The sequence below is a fragment of the Bartonella sp. CL25QHWL genome (assembly GCF_042195335.1).
Lineage (GTDB): Bacteria > Pseudomonadota > Alphaproteobacteria > Rhizobiales > Rhizobiaceae > Bartonella.
In genome coordinates, this window is the sequence record NZ_JBHIOE010000004.1 from 1 (window position 1) to 15,399 (window position 15,399).

Below are 15,399 nucleotides of genomic sequence, written 5' to 3' on the forward strand. Positions count from 1 at the left end.
AAATAAGGAGCAAATAAGAACAAATTAGGTAAAATTATATAAACTGTAGAAGGTGGTCTAAAAGGTGGTCTGAAAATAGCTATTTAAAGAAAAAATCTATATATTTCAATATGTTAAAAACAAAAAGTGGTGCCCAGACGCGGATTCGAACCACGGACACGCGGATTTTCAGTCCGCTGCTCTACCAACTGAGCTATCTGGGCATGCTTCATAAAAAACATAAAGCGTTTGCGGTTATAACATTAAAATTTTCTCTGTCCAGTCATCAAAAGAAAAATAATTGATTTTTTAATAAGTTTATCTCCCTATTCTAGAGCGTTATCAATGAATCTTTATCATAAAATAAATTTGATAGGTATATTGGACACTTTAGTGTATTGTTATTAGAATGCTGTCTTATCGTGGTGGTGATACGAAAAAAATTAAAAGAATCAATCGAGAAGCATGATTAAGAAAGATTTTTTTATAAAGTTTCCGTGAATTTTAAGCATACGAAATAATAGACAACATTTTTGACTTTTTCTAAAAAGATTGTTGATTAGTCTTTATAATAATTTGTTTTTCTTTATAAAGAAAAAAACATCTAAAAGGGGAGAAATAATGATAATGTTACAAAAACCAAGTAGTCGTCCCAATAATACTAATTTTTCTTCAGGCCCTTGTAGTAAACGGCCTGGTTGGACTCTTGATGTTCTTAAAAATGCAGTAGTTGGGCGTTCACATAGATCTAGAGAAGCAGAATTAAAACTTGCTGAAGTTGTTAATTTAACCCGTGAGATTCTTGAGGTTCCTTCTGATCATCGTATAGGAATTATGCCCGGTTCAGATACCGGTGCTGTTGAGGCTGCTCTATGGTCTCTATTAGGTGAGCGTGGCATTGATATGGCGGCGTGGGAAAGTTTTGGATTTGGGTGGAATAAAGATGTTGTCGAGCAATTAAAGCTTTCTGATGTGCGTCGTTTTGAAGCTCCTTATGGTGAAATACCAGATTTAACACAACTTGACTTTGATCGGGATGTTGTTTTTACATGGAATGGGACAACTTCTGGTGTGCGTATTCCTAATGCGGATTTCATTCCGCATAAACGGGCTGGATTGACCATTTGTGATGCAACATCGGCAGCTTTTGCGCAATATCTTGATTTTTCAAAATTAGATGTTGTTACTTTTTCATGGCAGAAAGTTTTGGGAGGTGAGGCTGCACATGGTATGGTGATTTTAAGTCCTCGTGCTGTTGAGAGGCTTGAGAATCATGTTCCAGCTTGGCCTATGCCTCAACTTTTCTATATGACAAAAAATGGAAAATTGAACGAAGATATTTTTAAAGGAAAGATAATCAATACACCTTCTATGCTTTGTGTTGAGGATTTTCTTGATGGGTTGAAGTGGGCAAAGTCTCTAGGAGGTGCAGCGGCATTAAGAGCACGGGTTGAGAAAAACTTTTCTGTACTTGATGCTTTTGTTCGCAAAACGCCATGGTTAGAATATTTGGCAAAAGATCCTGAAGTGCGTTCTAACACCGCTATTTGTTTAGATATTGTGGATCCAGTGATTACTGCTTTGGATACGGAAAAGCGAGTATCTTTTATAAAAGCGGTTGTGAAACGTCTTGATGAGGAAGGGGTTGCTTATGATATCGGTTCGTATCGCGATGCTCCTCCTGGGCTTAGAATTTGGGCGGGTATAACAATTGAGGCTTCCGATCTTGAAATTTTGACACAATGGCTTGAGTGGGCGTTCCAAGTTGAAAAAGCACAGCTTTAAATAATTACTGGTGATTTTCACAACGTATTTTTAAACAAAAAAGGATACGAAAGATTATGATGATCTTTCGTATTCTTGTATCAGACAGACAGCATCTAAATATTACGTGAATTGTAAAAGATTAAGAGAGAGAATGAATGCTCTGTCAGGTGTTGGATACGCACAAATTAAAATCTCTATTTTTTTTACTTTGTTGTAGCAAAAATAACAGATTTAAAATATTTTGGTATTTGCTTATCTTTATTATCATAAATTTGAAAATTTAATCACTTGAAGATTGAGAAAAATCTGAAATGAGGAGTCGCACTTGCTCTAAGGTTTCGTTATAAAGAAGTGTTTGTTTTTGAATGCTGGTTTTTTTAACCAAACACGACGGAGAAAGTTATGGCCAATGTAGTTGTTGTCGGTACACAATGGGGTGATGAAGGCAAAGGTAAAATTGTAGATTGGTTATCTGAGCGAGCAGATATCGTGGTGAGGTATCAGGGGGGGCATAATGCTGGCCACACATTGGTTGTTGATGGAGTCAGTTATAAATTATCACTTTTACCGTCTGGTTTAGTGCGTGGCAAGTTATCAATTATAGGCAATGGTGTTGTTGTTGACCCTCATCATTTTGTTGCAGAAGTAAAAAAACTATGTGATCAGGGTGTAAAAATCACACCAGAAATTTTGCGTATTGCTGAAAATGCTCCTTTGATTCTTTCTTTGCATCGTGATCTTGATGCAATTCGAGAAAGCGGTTTATCTGGTTTAAAAATTGGTACAACAAAGCGTGGTATTGGACCGGCTTATGAAGATAAGGTGGGACGTCGTGCTATCCGAGTGATGGATTTAGCAGAAAAAGATACACTTATGGCTAAGATTGAGCGGCTTTTGAGGCATCATAATGCTTTGCGTCGTGGGATGGGTGTTGCAGAGATTGATTCTCGAGCACTTTATGATGAATTGATGCAAGTTGCGGATAAAATTTTGCCCTTTATGGATTGTACGTGGCGTCTTTTAGATGAAGGTTATCGAGGAGGGAAACACATTCTTTTTGAAGGTGCGCAAGGTGCTTTATTAGATAATGATTTTGGAACTTATCCTTATGTAACGTCATCTAATACAGTTGCTGGGCAAGCATGTACAGGTTCGGGGATGGGACCTGATGCAATTCATTATGTTTTGGGTATTGCAAAAGCTTATACTACACGCGTTGGAGAAGGGCCGTTCCCGACAGAGCAGATAAATGATATTGGTGAATTTCTGGGAGTGCGTGGACATGAATTTGGTGTTGTAACGGGTCGAAAGCGTCGATGTGGTTGGTTTGATGCTGTCTTAGTACGTCAGATGGTAACAATTTGCGGTGTTCAAGGTATAGCATTGACAAAACTTGATGTTTTAGATGGTTTGGATGAAATAAAAATTTGTATTGGTTATGAGCTTGATGGTAAAAGAATTGATTATTTACCTTCTTCCATGGGAGCTCAGGATCGGGTGAAGCCTGTTTATGCAACATTAGAAGGTTGGAAGGAAGAAACAGCACATGCATTGAGGTGGGAAGATTTACCAGTGCAGGCTATTAAATATATACGCTATATTGAAGAACTGATTAATACAAAAGTGGCTTTATTATCCACAAGTCCAGAGCGTGAAGATACTATTCTTATTACGGATCCCTTTGTTAATTGATTATTATTTTTAGATTTCTATATATGTTCTCTGTGCGTTTTTGTCTCTTTTTACAAAAAAAGTTTTTAAGAGCACGTGAGAGAAAGGTGCAAAATAGCATTGTTTATTTTTCATATTCATTTTACATTATTGCGATAGTTGTACCAATATTAAATGGCAATCAATTTAGAAGGCTAAAATAAAGTTTTTTGGCTTTACTATTGATTTTTTCTCAGTTTAAGAGAGATTATAGAGGAAATGGTAGATTTCGTTGGAATCTTAAAAAAGACAATTAATGCACAAAATAATATTACACCACAAGTGCGTAAGCGGATTTATAAGCGTGCTACCGAAACACTAGAACATCAATTTTTAACAGCAAAAATACCACAAGCAATAGCGGATGAACAGAGAAAGATTCTTCAAAGTTCTATTGCAACTGTTGAAGGAGAATATTTAGCAGTTGAAAAGAAGCGGCTTTCTTCAGTTATTGGGTGGAATCCCACAAATATAAATGAAGATAAGAAATATACAAAAAAAACTATATTACCAAAGAATAATGAATTTTCAGAGGTAAATATAAAAAGAAAACAGGATTTTGTTACGCGTTCAAAGGATAACAAGGTATTTGATGAGCTTTGTGTATCCGATATACCAGATGCAGAGCCTGTTAATATGGAGGCTGATGTGCCTTCTCAGCATGTTAATAGCAGTGTGTTAAAGATTTCTCCTTCGCAGGAAGATAATTCGCATATTGTTTCGCACATTTTTTCTCAGGCTTTACGTCGTGCTAATAAATCGTTAGTGCAAAGGCGTATTGTAATAAGTGCTGTTTCTGTTGTTAGTTTTGTTGTTTTAATTGTTGGTATTTTTTTTGTTGGTGAGCGTGTATTTGTATCAAATGATCATCAGTTTTTAGAAGAAAATCTTCAAGCTTCTCACAGAGTACCAAAGGCATTTCCAATTAAGAGAAAGTTAACACAACGCTTATTAGAGGATGGAAGTGAAATTGATGTTGGTTTAAAACAAGCGATAGATTCTTCGGATGAAGAAGTACTCTCAACAGTTGTTGATAGCAATTTGCAATCGCTTGAAAAATCAGGTGAAGCTGTTTTCTATCAAGCACGTACAAATTATGATGCAGAAAAGATAGCAACGGGAAGTGCTCGCTGGACGCTTATAAAAGAATCTCAAGTGAAGGGGGCTCCAGAAGAAACAACTATACAAGGTGATATAACAATTCCTGATGAAGGGGTATCATTACGGTTAATTTTACGTCGTAATACCGATCAGTCATTTCCTGCTGCATATATTATGGACCTTGTTTTTATTCTTTCTGATAAATTTTCAGGTAAAGCTATAAGCAATGTTCAAGCATTAACCTTTAAAGCAAGTGAACAATCCATTGGACAGGCTTTAACAAGAACCATTGCTGCAAAGATTAACGATGACTTTTTTCTTGTCGCATTGAGTGGTAATCATCCATTTCTTGATCGAAATTTACAATTGATGCGAGAATTAGATTGGATGCGTTTGGTGTTAACGGATAAAAACGGGCGTATAAGTGAATTAACCTTTGCAAAAGGACCAACAGGTAAGTCTATTTTTAATGAAGTTATTGGACAATGGCTTGCACAACAAGATAAGTTAACAGTTCTTGGTCAAAAAAATAAAACATAGATGCAAAAAAATAAACGGCTGTGAAGAATTTTCTACGACCGTCTTTATCAATTATATACCAAATATATTCAATAAAGCTTTACATATCAATAACTTAAAGAATTCGATAGGCTAATTTACAAGTATAAAGCCAAGGCATGCTTTTTTTCATTTTCACATTTAAAGAATGTGCAAACCATTGGCTTTATACTTAACTCTAGGTTTTATACTTGACTTTGAGATAAAGTAGAATCTTTGATAGAGTTTTGCACTTTTTCAAATGCACGCATTTCAATTTGTCTTACTCGTTCTCGACTAATATTAAATTCACCAGAGAGTTCTTCTAGGGTTAGTGGTACATCGTTTAAACGACGCGCTTTAAATATACGCTTTTCGCGTTCATTGAGATTGTCCATGGCATTTATGAGCATGGAACGGCGATTTTCTAATTCACTTTTTTCAATTAAAATTTGTTCTTGATCGTTAGATTCATCCACCAACCAATCTTGCAACTCACTGTTTTCCCCTTCTTTTGTTCGAATTGGTGCGTTGAGTGAAGTATCACCACCAAGCCTACGATTCATTGATACAACTTCATCTTCTGTGACATTCAACTGGATTGCAATTTTTTTCACTTGTTCTGCATTGAGATCGCCACTATCAAGTGCTTGAAGTTTACTTTTTAACTTACGAAGGTTGAAAAACAAACGCTTTTGATTAGCTGTTGTCCCCATTTTCACCAAACTCCAAGAGCGCAATACATATTCTTGGATTGATGCTTTAATCCACCATATTGCATAGGTTGCAAGACGAAAACCCCGCTCTGGTTCGAAACGTTTAACAGCTTGCATGAGTCCAACATTGCCTTCTGAAATGACTTCCCCAATGGGAAGTCCGTAGCCCCGATATCCCATCGCGATTTTAGCTACGAGACGCAAATGGCTGGTTACTAGCCTATGCGCAGCCTTTAGATCATTATGCTCACGGTAACGCTGAGCTAACATATATTCTTCTTTTGGCTCAAGCATTGGAAAACGACGCACTTCTTCCAAGTAACGGTTTAAACCACCATCACCTGTCATTACTGATAATAAATTCATATGGGCCATATAGCACCCTCCTTTTGTTTGAATTCCCTGATAAGGCAAATTCTATGTTTTAGATAGCTAACTATCCTCATAACCTCACTCTAGCATATTTTTCAATTTTGTTCAAAAAAAGATATTTTATTGTGAAATCTTGAGAAGGGGAAAAGTTTCAATTCATTTTTTTAAAAAGTTTAATAAGTTTAGCCATATCTTGAGGCAGTGGTGCGGAAAACGACATAACTTTACCGGTAGAAGGATGTTCAAAAGTAAGACTTGCAGCATGGAGTGCATGTCGGTTGAATTGATCGATTGCATTTCTAATAGTGGGGTTGAATGTGTTTGATTTTGTTTTAAAAGCGTTTCCATAAACTGTATCGCCTATGAGTGGATGCCCAATATGAGTCATATGAACACGGATTTGATGGGTGCGTCCAGTTTCCAAGCGACATTCCAGAAGGCTAGCAAAAGATGTTGAGTCTGCATGAGAGCCATATTTTTCAAGCAGAGAAACATGTGTAACAGCATGACGAGCATAAGGGTTTTGGTTATGGATGACAGCTTGCTTTGTCCGGTTATGGGGCGAACGGCCAAGTGATGCATCAATTGTCCAGACATTGCGCTGAGGTGTTCCCCAAATCAAGGCATGGTAGCGTCGATCTAATGCGCAGGTACGTCCATGATCAGAAAATTGAGCACTGAGACTTTTATGAGCTAGATCATTTTTTGCAACAACCATAACACCGCTTGTATTTTTATCAAGACGATGGACAATGCCAGGGCGTTTAACACCACCTATACCAGATAAACTATTCCCACAGTGGTAAATAAGGGCATTAACCAATGTACCGGTCCAATTGCCATTCCCAGGATGAACAACAAGACCAGCTGGTTTGTTAATAACAATGACATGATCATCTTCAAAAAGAATGTCCAATGCAATGGCTTCAGCGCTAGGTTCTGCATCACGAAGGTCAGGCATTTCCAATTCAATTATTTGGTTAGGTTTTAATTTTGTTTTTGGTTCCTTTATGAATTGACCATCAATTTTAAGACAGCCTTCACGGATGAGGGTTTGCAAACGCGAACGTGAGAGCACATCATGATATTGTTTTGCGAGCCACTGATCAAGACGTTGCCCAAGAGCACCTTCATCCGTTATTTTCTGTATTACCATACGATTCCTATTAAGTTTTTAATAAGATTTTACCAGTACGAAATTGCTTTACTATCGAGAAATTCTTTAATTCCCCAATGTCCTCCTTCACGAGCGCGCCCAGAAAATTTTACACCTCCAAAGTAGCTTCCACTGGGTAATCCATGTCCATTAACTTCTACCATACCAGAGCGTACTTGTGCCGCAATACGACGACATTTGTTGCGATCTTGCGATTGAATATAGTTTGTAAGACCATACTCAGTCTCATTCGCTAAAGCGACGGCATCTTCTTCTGTACTAAAAGAAAGAATCGAGAGAACTGGACCAAAGATTTCTTCTTTAAAAATACGCATATGAGGTTTTACATCAGCAAAGACTGTTGGACGGACATAATAACCGCGTTCCATTCCTTTTGGTAAACCAGTCCCGCCTGCAACAAGAGTTGCACCTTCATCAATTCCCGATTGGATAAGATCCTGAATTTTATCATATTGTTTTTTTGAAACGACAGGTCCAATATGATTTCCTTCTTGGCAGTTTGGTCCTACTTTTGTTGTTTCTGCAATATCTTTGGCTATTTTTATGGCTTTGTCATAGATGCTCTGTTCCACAAGCATACGAGTCGGTGCATTACAACTTTGTCCACTATTATAAAAGCAATGTCGTGCACCACGTTGAATAGCATCTGAGTCGGCATCAGCAAAGATAATATTCGCTCCTTTTCCACCAAGTTCCAGACAGACTCTTTTTAAAGTAGCGCTGGCATTTTTAGAAATATCTTTTCCTGCTCTAGTTGAACCAGTAAAGCTGATCATTTCTAAATCTGGATGTGCAGAGAGGTAAGAGCCGACAGTCGCACCATCACCATTGATTAAATTAAAAACACCGGCTGGAAGTGCGGCTTCATCTAAAAATTCAGCAAAAAGCATAGCAGAAAGAGGCGCAATTTCAGAGGGCTTTAACACCATGGTACAGCCAGCCAAGAGAGCAGGAATAACTTTAAGAGTTACTTGATTCATGGGCCAATTCCATGGCGTAATTAATCCTACGACGCCGATAGGATCGTAGTGAAGGATTGCTTGCTCATTTCCCTTTATTAAAGTTTCTTGGAACGAAAACTCTTTATAAGCTTCGATAAAATTGCGAATATGGGAACTTCCGGTTGCAGTTTGCGCATTAAGCGCCATATCAATCGGTGCTCCCATTTCCATTGAAATGGTTTTTGCCATGTCTTTGGAACGTTTTTCGTAGATCTCTAGAATTTTTTCAACAAATCCAAGACGCTCATTTGGTGACGTTGTTTTCCATTTTTGAAACGCTTCTTTAGCCGCATTAATTGCTTTATCGGCATCTTTTGTACTTCCAAGGCTAATGACAGCACAAGCCTCCTCTGTTGATGGATTAATGACGTCAAAATCGTGAGGAATGCTTGGCTCATCCCATAGACCATTGATATAAAATTTCCGTTTATTAAACATAATTCACTCCCTTTTTTCTATTTGTATTTATGTAATTATGATTGTCTTAGTCTAAGCCTTTTTAAACGAGGATAACAAGGGTAATCTTATAAAAACGCGAGAAATTAGATTATATCGTGATAATTGAGCATGGAGAATTCAATAGAGCAATGCTTATTGTATTATTGAGACTAGTTTCTTTTATGAAAAGGGAGAGAATAGAGAGGCATAGACAATTTTCTTGAAGCTTTTTTATCATGAAGTTTTTTTCAAAACAAATGAAATACGAGCTCTATGACACCATAAACTGAGCAATTTATATCGTAAATATGCAAAAGGCAGATTATGAATATGCATTATGGCATTATTTTTTTCATTAAAAAGTAACCATCAGCAAAAGGTTATTAACCTTCGTATGATAGTTTCTACGAATTCTTTTTGAAAAGGTTATTTTTCTCATTGCTATAAATTTGTTGGGTGCCATGCATAATTCGAAAACAAAATCTATTTCTACGTCTTCTTTTTCTGATGATAGTACGGAAGGTGCATCAAGAGAAGATTTATCTGTTAAGATTACTGAGATATTTCCTTATCCGGAAGTGTGGAAAAAGGCATTTGCCCTCGGAAAAAACGTCCGTTTCACGAGAACCCCAGAAGTTGAGATTTTGCGTCGTCGTATAGAAACAGATCCAGTTTTTGCAAAACAGTTTAAAATTTTTACGAAGCAAGATCAAAAAAAAATTACAGATACAGATATTGTACGTTGTAACAAGAAAACAACCAATATTCTTTCGACAAAAAAAGTCATTAATCCTCAATCAATAGAGAATAAAACATCAGTTTGTCATTCAACGGTTCTGAAGCAGTTGTCACGACAAGCTATTCATATGCCGTCAGCAAATATTCCACTTGAGGAGGATGAACAAGAACGTAAATTACAAGTGGAAAATGTGCTACAAAAAATAAAACCTGCTTTGCATCTTTCCGATGATGCATTTTTTGAGTGTGAATCTTTGATATTTGAACATGTGGAGACTCAAACGTCAAAAGAGGATGGAATATCAATTGATACGACAAATGAAATTACACCGGATATTCCCACAGCCTTTGATGAGTCAATAACGGCTCTTTACCGTGTTCTTGAATACCGCTTTCCACAACTCTATGATTCAATTACATCAGAATCTCCAGCGGAAAGGATGCGAGGCGTTGAGAAAATTTCTGATTTAATGCATACAAATAATGATACTACTAAAGAGAGTCATTCTAAGCTTTCTGTTGAAGATTCTGCTCATACGTTAAGTAATACAGGGGCGTTAAGCGATGCAGGGGCGAGTATAGAGACTGAAAATAGCAATAATACTGTCGCCAATAATACTGTTGATTGTATAAACAAAGCCGTCACAAAGAATTCAAAAGATTTTTCTGTGATGCAAGCAAACAGTAAAACTAAAACATTACAATCTACTCGTATGCCATTAGGTAATTATGATTCTGCTTTTATGCAAAATATTCAATCTATTGACTGTGATGTTTATGAATTTCCTCCGATCAACTTATTACAGGAACCTGTTTTTCATGAAGGTACGATGATTCCTCAAGAAACATTAGAACGTGGTGCTGGACTTTTGGAAAGTGTTTTGGAAGATTTTGGCATTAAGGGTGAAGTTATCCATGTTCATCCAGGGCCAGTGGTAACAATGTATGAATTTGAACCCGCCGCGGGCGTAAAGTCATCGCGCGTTATTAATCTTTCTGATGATATTGCGCGTTCTATGTCTGCTATTTCTACACGCGTTGCTGTAATTCCTGGACGTAATGTTATCGGGATTGAGTTACCCAATGCGGTTCGTGAAACCGTTTATTTACGGGAATTAATCCAAACACGTTCTTTTCGTGAAAGTGAATTTAAACTTGCTCTTGCTTTGGGGAAGGGGATTAATGGTGAACCGGTCATTGCAGAATTAGCAAAAATGCCTCATTTATTGGTTGCAGGAACAACAGGATCAGGCAAGTCTGTTGCAATTAATACAATGATTTTGTCGATTCTTTATCGTATGACACCAAAGCAGTGTCGTTTGATCATGGTTGATCCTAAAATGTTAGAGCTTTCTGTTTATGATGGCATTCCACATCTTTTAACACCCGTTGTCACAGATCCCAAAAAAGCAGTAACAGCTTTAAAATGGGCGGTTCGTGAAATGGAAGAGCGTTATCGCAAAATGGCTAAGTTGGGTGTGCGTAATATTGATGGTTTTAATGCACGCGTTGCACTTGCAGCTCAAAAAGGCGAAACGATCATGTGTACTGTTCAGTCGGGTTTTGATAAGGAAACAGGGGAAATGCTTTATCATGAAGAAGCCATGGATCTCACGCAGCTTCCTTATATTGTTGTGATTGTTGATGAGATGGCTGATCTTATGATGGTGGCAGGGAAAGAGATAGAGAATGCCATTCAGCGCTTAGCGCAAATGGCGCGTGCGGCAGGTATTCATCTTATTATGGCAACGCAACGTCCTTCTGTTGATGTTATCACCGGTACAATTAAAGCAAACTTTCCTACCCGCATTTCTTTTCAAGTAACGTCAAAAATTGATAGTCGTACGATCTTGGGTGAACAAGGTGCTGAAACGCTTTTAGGTCAGGGGGATATGCTTCATATGGCTGGTGGTGGACGCATTGTGCGCGTTCATGGACCTTTTGTCTCAGATGAAGAAGTTGAATCCATCGTTGCACATCTTAAAATGCAAGGAAAACCTGATTATTTGGCAACGGTAACGGATAATGAAGACGATAACAAAGAGGATACTTCTGCTGATTCAGCGGCTGAAATTTCTGAGGAAGAAAATTTTGATGAAGAGGGTGAGGAACTTTATAACCAAGCTGTAAAAATTGTTATGCGTGATAAAAAATGTTCAACATCTTATATTCAGCGCCGACTTTCAATCGGCTATAATAAAGCAGCTTCTCTCGTCGAGCGGATGGAAGAAAAAGGCATTGTTGGAGCCGCTAATCATGTTGGAAAACGTGAAATTTTACTCAATGAAGGAAAATAAACAAACGCATTTAAAAATATGCAATTTTTTAAATATCTGACAGTTATTATTTAAATGTGCTTGTTTTATTTTTTTATATAATATTAAAAATTTAAATGGAGAGTAATAAAGCAAAAGCGATCTTTTGTATTAAGACTTCTGATGAGGTAAACAAGCTGATATCAAAGGAGATTATGAGATATTTTAACATTTCTAAATGATCTGGAATATAAAGAAATTAAACAAATCTTTATATGAAGACAGATAATTTGTGTTCTCTTTTTTACAGAGAAAATTTTTAATAAAATAGTGCGGTGGTATATTTTTTGTTTGTTCTTTTGTAGCGATTCTAATGAAAGAAAGATCTTTGTATGAATGCCTTCAAATGCCAAGAACTATTGGTAACATTAGGGGCTGAAATTAGTATAATGATGGTGCTAACCAGCTCTTTTATAAGTATAAAAATGGTAATGCACAATGCCTTGATATCCTCTATAGGGACTTTTACATTACACCATTTACAGATGACGTCGTAAAATAAGCTTGGGGATCTTGGGAGATATCTTTTCAAAAAAGGCGCATGAATGTGTAAAATAAGTGTATTCTTTTTGAGTACTATTTATGCGAGGGAGATGTTACCATTATTGTAACAAGATTTATTACATAATGGGTGAATAAGCAACAAGAGCTGGAAGCTTCTTTTTATTCTTGTTTTGTTGATGAAACAGTCAAAATTTTGCTACAGACAATTTATATGAGATATCAAGTTATTTTAACCAGAACAGATAATTGTAAACAAATTAGCATTATTCATTTGAGAGTAAATCCAACACTTTTTAGTTTTAGTTATGCCATTAAAAGCAGATGAGTTAAAGTTAAATACAAATGAATTAAAATCTCAGCAAGAAGCTTTTCGTTTTACACCAGAGCTTTTGCCACGGCCTTTTACGTGGGAAATCGATCACAATGGTTTGTTTTGTGAAGTCTCAAAAGAGCTAGCTGAAGTTGTTGGTCCTCTCTCTTCCTCTATTTTAGGGTGTAGTTTTCATGAACTTGCTCATCAATTTAATGATGATCGATATCTGGTTCTCAGTCGTTTTATTGAAGCGGCTATGCCTTGGAGTAAAGAGATTGTTCAATGGCCTGTTGATGGTTGCTTACAATGGCTTGATGTTGAATTGTCGGCTTTGCCAATTTTTGATGTTACAAAGCAGCTTAAAGGGTTTCGTGGCTTTGGTGTTTTAAAAATACAAAAAAAAGTCCAAGAAAAAAGAAATGAAAAGCTAGCAACAGAAATACCATGTCTTACGGAGATAGAACGCTCAGCTTTTCATGAAATTGCAGAGCAATTGCGTGATGAATTAAATTCATCGGTAAAAGAAGAAAATTTAGTTGAAGAAACAGCTATTCAGTTACCATATGCACAAACATTGCCGGTAAATGCTATAGAACAAGCTCTCGTAAAAGAGCCCGCTGCAGTTTTATCATTGTTGGATACAGCAACAGATGGTGTTTTATGGTTGGATGAAGAAGGCTTTATTCAATCAGCGAGTAGGGCAGCCTTAGCATTAATGGGTTATGAAATAAATGAACTGCGAGGACAGCCACTCTCTTCATTATTTACTTTTCAAAGCCGACTTTTGGTTGAAAAATATTTTAAATCAATCCGCATGGAGGGAAAAAATCAGGTTTTAAATCGCAGAGAAACAGCTGATTTAATGACGAAAAATCATAAAAATATAACCGTTTTGATAACGATTGTATTTTTGGCAAAGCAAGGAAATTATGCTGTTATGTTGCGTGATAGGACACAAACAGTTCCATCAGGAGAAAAAAAAGCAGAAGAGGATAAAATCGTTGGAGTTGTTCATGAAATACGAACACCTTTGAATGCTCTTATTGGTTTTGCAGAAATTATGAGAGAAGGCCGTTTTGGTTCGATAGAAAATGAGCGCTATCATGGATATTTACGCGATATTATTTCCTCTGGAAAACATATATTATTGCTGATTAATCAATTACTAGAGTGCTCGAAGATAAATTATTCTGGTTCCGATAACCAGATTGATTCTTCCCTTATTTCTGAAACATTTGATGTGATATCTTGTTTACGTGCGACGATAGCTTTTCTTGAGACTCAAGCCAATCAGAACGGCATTATCATGCGTATTGTTGCTCCACCTCATGTTCCATTTATTCCTGTATCACAACAAGTGTTTCGCCAGATTATATGGAATCTTCTTTCCAATGCTATTCGTTTTACACCTTTGGGTGGACAGATTATTGTTCACGTTTCTTATAGAAAAGAACGTGTAAAAATTTCAGTGAGTGATAATGGTATAGGGATGAACGAAGAAGAGATTATACAGGCACTGCAACCTTATGGTCAAGTAGAGCGCAAGGATGGCCGATCTGGTGATAGCGCTTTTATGGGAACAGGTTTAGGGCTCCCAATGTGTAAAGCAATGGTGGAAGAAAGAGGGGGACAATTTTTACTGTTCTCCAAACCCAATTACGGAACAACTGTGGAAATGTTTTTTCCTCGTGTTCCATGATGTAAATCTTGCATAAAATTATTTTTTCTTAGCCAAAAGATCTCTAATTTCTGTTAACAGTTGTTCTTCTGAAGACGTTTTTTGGGGGCTTTCTTCTTCTTTTCTACGGATTTTGTTCATAGCTTTAACGAATAAAAAAAGCACCCAAGCAATAATGAGAAAATTGATAAGTAAAGTAATAAAGTGTCCATAGCTAATGGTTGCTCCAGTTGCTTTGGCGGCACTCAATGTTGCTTGTTTTTCGCCAGCAAGTTGAATAAACATATTAGAAAAATCAATTCCACCTGTAATCAATCCAATGATTGGCATAAAAATATCATTGACAATTGAGTTGACCAAGCTACCAAAAGCACCCCCTATAATCACACCGATAGCAAGATCAATCATATTACCTTTTAGGGCAAATTCTTTGAATTCTTTAAGCATTGCATTTTCCCCTTTATGTAAGTGATATACGGTAATCTACTTACCGCTTTTGATGAAAAAGGAAAGGGCAGATTTTGTTTTTATGATTATATTACAATATTAATATTATTTTCAAAGACTTTATAAGGTTTAATAAAGAGCTTTAGGGTTCTATTTGGATTTTAGGCTCTATTTGAATGTACATAGAACCTTTCCTAGAAAAAAGCTTTTTTAATAAAAACTATATCTGCTTTTTCAACAGAAAGTAGAAAACTGTAGCTTAATTTATATAATTGCCTCAAGATTTTTATGTTAACATTAAAAAGAGAGATTTTTACACAATACCACAGTAAAACTTATAATTTAATTCCCCTTTAATTTAGTAAGCGATAATAGAAATTAGGAGGGCATTATGGCTTATCTAAAAGCTATTTGTACTGGGTTGCATGAGCTAAAATGGAGATAATTCCGATGGAAGAAACACATTTCATCTGCTGGAAGATTGTATCAGTTTATAAATAGCAGAGCTCTAGGGTTTGCAAGATCATTTTGGTTTGGAAGTCGTTGGTATGATAGGTGTGAGTTCAACGATCAACTGTCATTGCTTAAAATATATGTTAGACAGAG

The 15,399-nt window shown here is 36.5% G+C and carries 9 protein-coding genes and 1 tRNA gene; 5 read left to right on the forward strand and 5 right to left on the reverse strand.

Annotated elements, in window-relative coordinates:
* Positions 1-127: 127 nt before the first annotated feature.
* A tRNA-Phe gene (locus tag ACFILY_RS03230) sits at positions 128-203 on the reverse strand.
* A 397-nt stretch (positions 204-600) separates the two neighbouring features.
* On the opposite strand from ACFILY_RS03230, the gene ACFILY_RS03235 reads away from it, so the two are divergent.
* The 3 genes from ACFILY_RS03235 to ACFILY_RS03245 all read left to right on the forward strand — a co-directional run bounded on the left by ACFILY_RS03235 (position 601) and on the right by ACFILY_RS03245 (position 5,097).
* Positions 601-1,764, forward strand: a complete 1,164-nt coding sequence (locus ACFILY_RS03235) for a phosphoserine transaminase (RefSeq protein WP_273790352.1) — start codon at positions 601-603, stop codon at positions 1,762-1,764.
* A gap of 384 nt (positions 1,765-2,148) precedes the next feature.
* Complete coding sequence (locus tag ACFILY_RS03240) at positions 2,149-3,438, forward strand: adenylosuccinate synthase (protein WP_273790353.1); 1,290 nt, start codon at positions 2,149-2,151, stop codon at positions 3,436-3,438.
* A gap of 237 nt (positions 3,439-3,675) precedes the next feature.
* Positions 3,676-5,097 carry a hypothetical protein gene (locus ACFILY_RS03245; protein ID WP_375637534.1) on the forward strand — a complete coding sequence of 474 codons (1,422 nt, stop codon included), beginning with the start codon at positions 3,676-3,678 and terminating at the stop codon, positions 5,095-5,097.
* Between the two features lie 203 nt (positions 5,098-5,300).
* Here the strand turns inward: ACFILY_RS03245 and rpoH are convergent, their stop codons facing one another.
* The 3 genes from rpoH to ACFILY_RS03260 form a co-directional block, all read right to left on the reverse strand.
* Entirely contained in the window at positions 5,301-6,185 is an 885-nt protein-coding gene (gene rpoH / locus ACFILY_RS03250; RefSeq protein ID WP_273790355.1) for an RNA polymerase sigma factor RpoH, read from the reverse strand.
* Between the two features lie 148 nt (positions 6,186-6,333).
* Positions 6,334-7,338, reverse strand: a complete 1,005-nt coding sequence (locus tag ACFILY_RS03255) for an RluA family pseudouridine synthase (RefSeq protein WP_273790356.1) — start codon at positions 7,336-7,338, stop codon at positions 6,334-6,336.
* A gap of 29 nt (positions 7,339-7,367) precedes the next feature.
* The gene (locus ACFILY_RS03260) at positions 7,368-8,798 is read right to left on the reverse strand and encodes an aldehyde dehydrogenase family protein (RefSeq protein WP_375637533.1); all 1,431 of its coding nucleotides are present in this window, start codon (positions 8,796-8,798) and stop codon (positions 7,368-7,370) included.
* A 461-nt stretch (positions 8,799-9,259) separates the two neighbouring features.
* On the opposite strand from ACFILY_RS03260, the gene ACFILY_RS03265 reads away from it, so the two are divergent.
* Positions 9,260-11,833: a DNA translocase FtsK gene (locus tag ACFILY_RS03265; protein ID WP_273790358.1), complete on the forward strand. Its 2,574-nt coding sequence runs from the start codon at positions 9,260-9,262 to the stop codon at positions 11,831-11,833.
* 827 nt (positions 11,834-12,660) lie between these two features.
* Positions 12,661-14,367, forward strand: a complete 1,707-nt coding sequence (locus ACFILY_RS03270) for an ATP-binding protein (protein ID WP_375630987.1) — start codon at positions 12,661-12,663, stop codon at positions 14,365-14,367.
* An 18-nt stretch (positions 14,368-14,385) separates the two neighbouring features.
* On the opposite strand, the gene mscL is transcribed toward ACFILY_RS03270, so the two are convergent.
* Positions 14,386-14,793 (reverse strand): large conductance mechanosensitive channel protein MscL, encoded by a 408-nt coding sequence (gene mscL, locus ACFILY_RS03275; protein WP_273790360.1) that lies wholly within the window; start codon positions 14,791-14,793, stop codon positions 14,386-14,388.
* Positions 14,794-15,399: the final 606 nt, after the last annotated feature.

What these genes read in the sequence shown, in the direction of transcription:
- ACFILY_RS03235 (WP_273790352.1), top strand. Translation starts at nt 601, where the DNA reads ATGATAATGTTACAAAAACCAAGTAGTCGTCCCAATAATACTAATTTT.
- ACFILY_RS03240 (WP_273790353.1), top strand. Translation starts at nt 2,149, where the DNA reads ATGGCCAATGTAGTTGTTGTCGGTACACAATGGGGTGATGAAGGCAAA.
- ACFILY_RS03245 (WP_375637534.1), top strand. Translation starts at nt 3,676, where the DNA reads ATGGTAGATTTCGTTGGAATCTTAAAAAAGACAATTAATGCACAAAAT.
- rpoH (WP_273790355.1), bottom strand. Translation starts at nt 6,185, where the DNA reads ATGGCCCATATGAATTTATTATCAGTAATGACAGGTGATGGTGGTTTA.
- ACFILY_RS03255 (WP_273790356.1), bottom strand. Translation starts at nt 7,338, where the DNA reads ATGGTAATACAGAAAATAACGGATGAAGGTGCTCTTGGGCAACGTCTT.
- ACFILY_RS03260 (WP_375637533.1), bottom strand. Translation starts at nt 8,798, where the DNA reads ATGTTTAATAAACGGAAATTTTATATCAATGGTCTATGGGATGAGCCA.
- ACFILY_RS03265 (WP_273790358.1), top strand. Translation starts at nt 9,260, where the DNA reads ATGCATAATTCGAAAACAAAATCTATTTCTACGTCTTCTTTTTCTGAT.
- ACFILY_RS03270 (WP_375630987.1), top strand. Translation starts at nt 12,661, where the DNA reads ATGCCATTAAAAGCAGATGAGTTAAAGTTAAATACAAATGAATTAAAA.
- mscL (WP_273790360.1), bottom strand. Translation starts at nt 14,793, where the DNA reads ATGCTTAAAGAATTCAAAGAATTTGCCCTAAAAGGTAATATGATTGAT.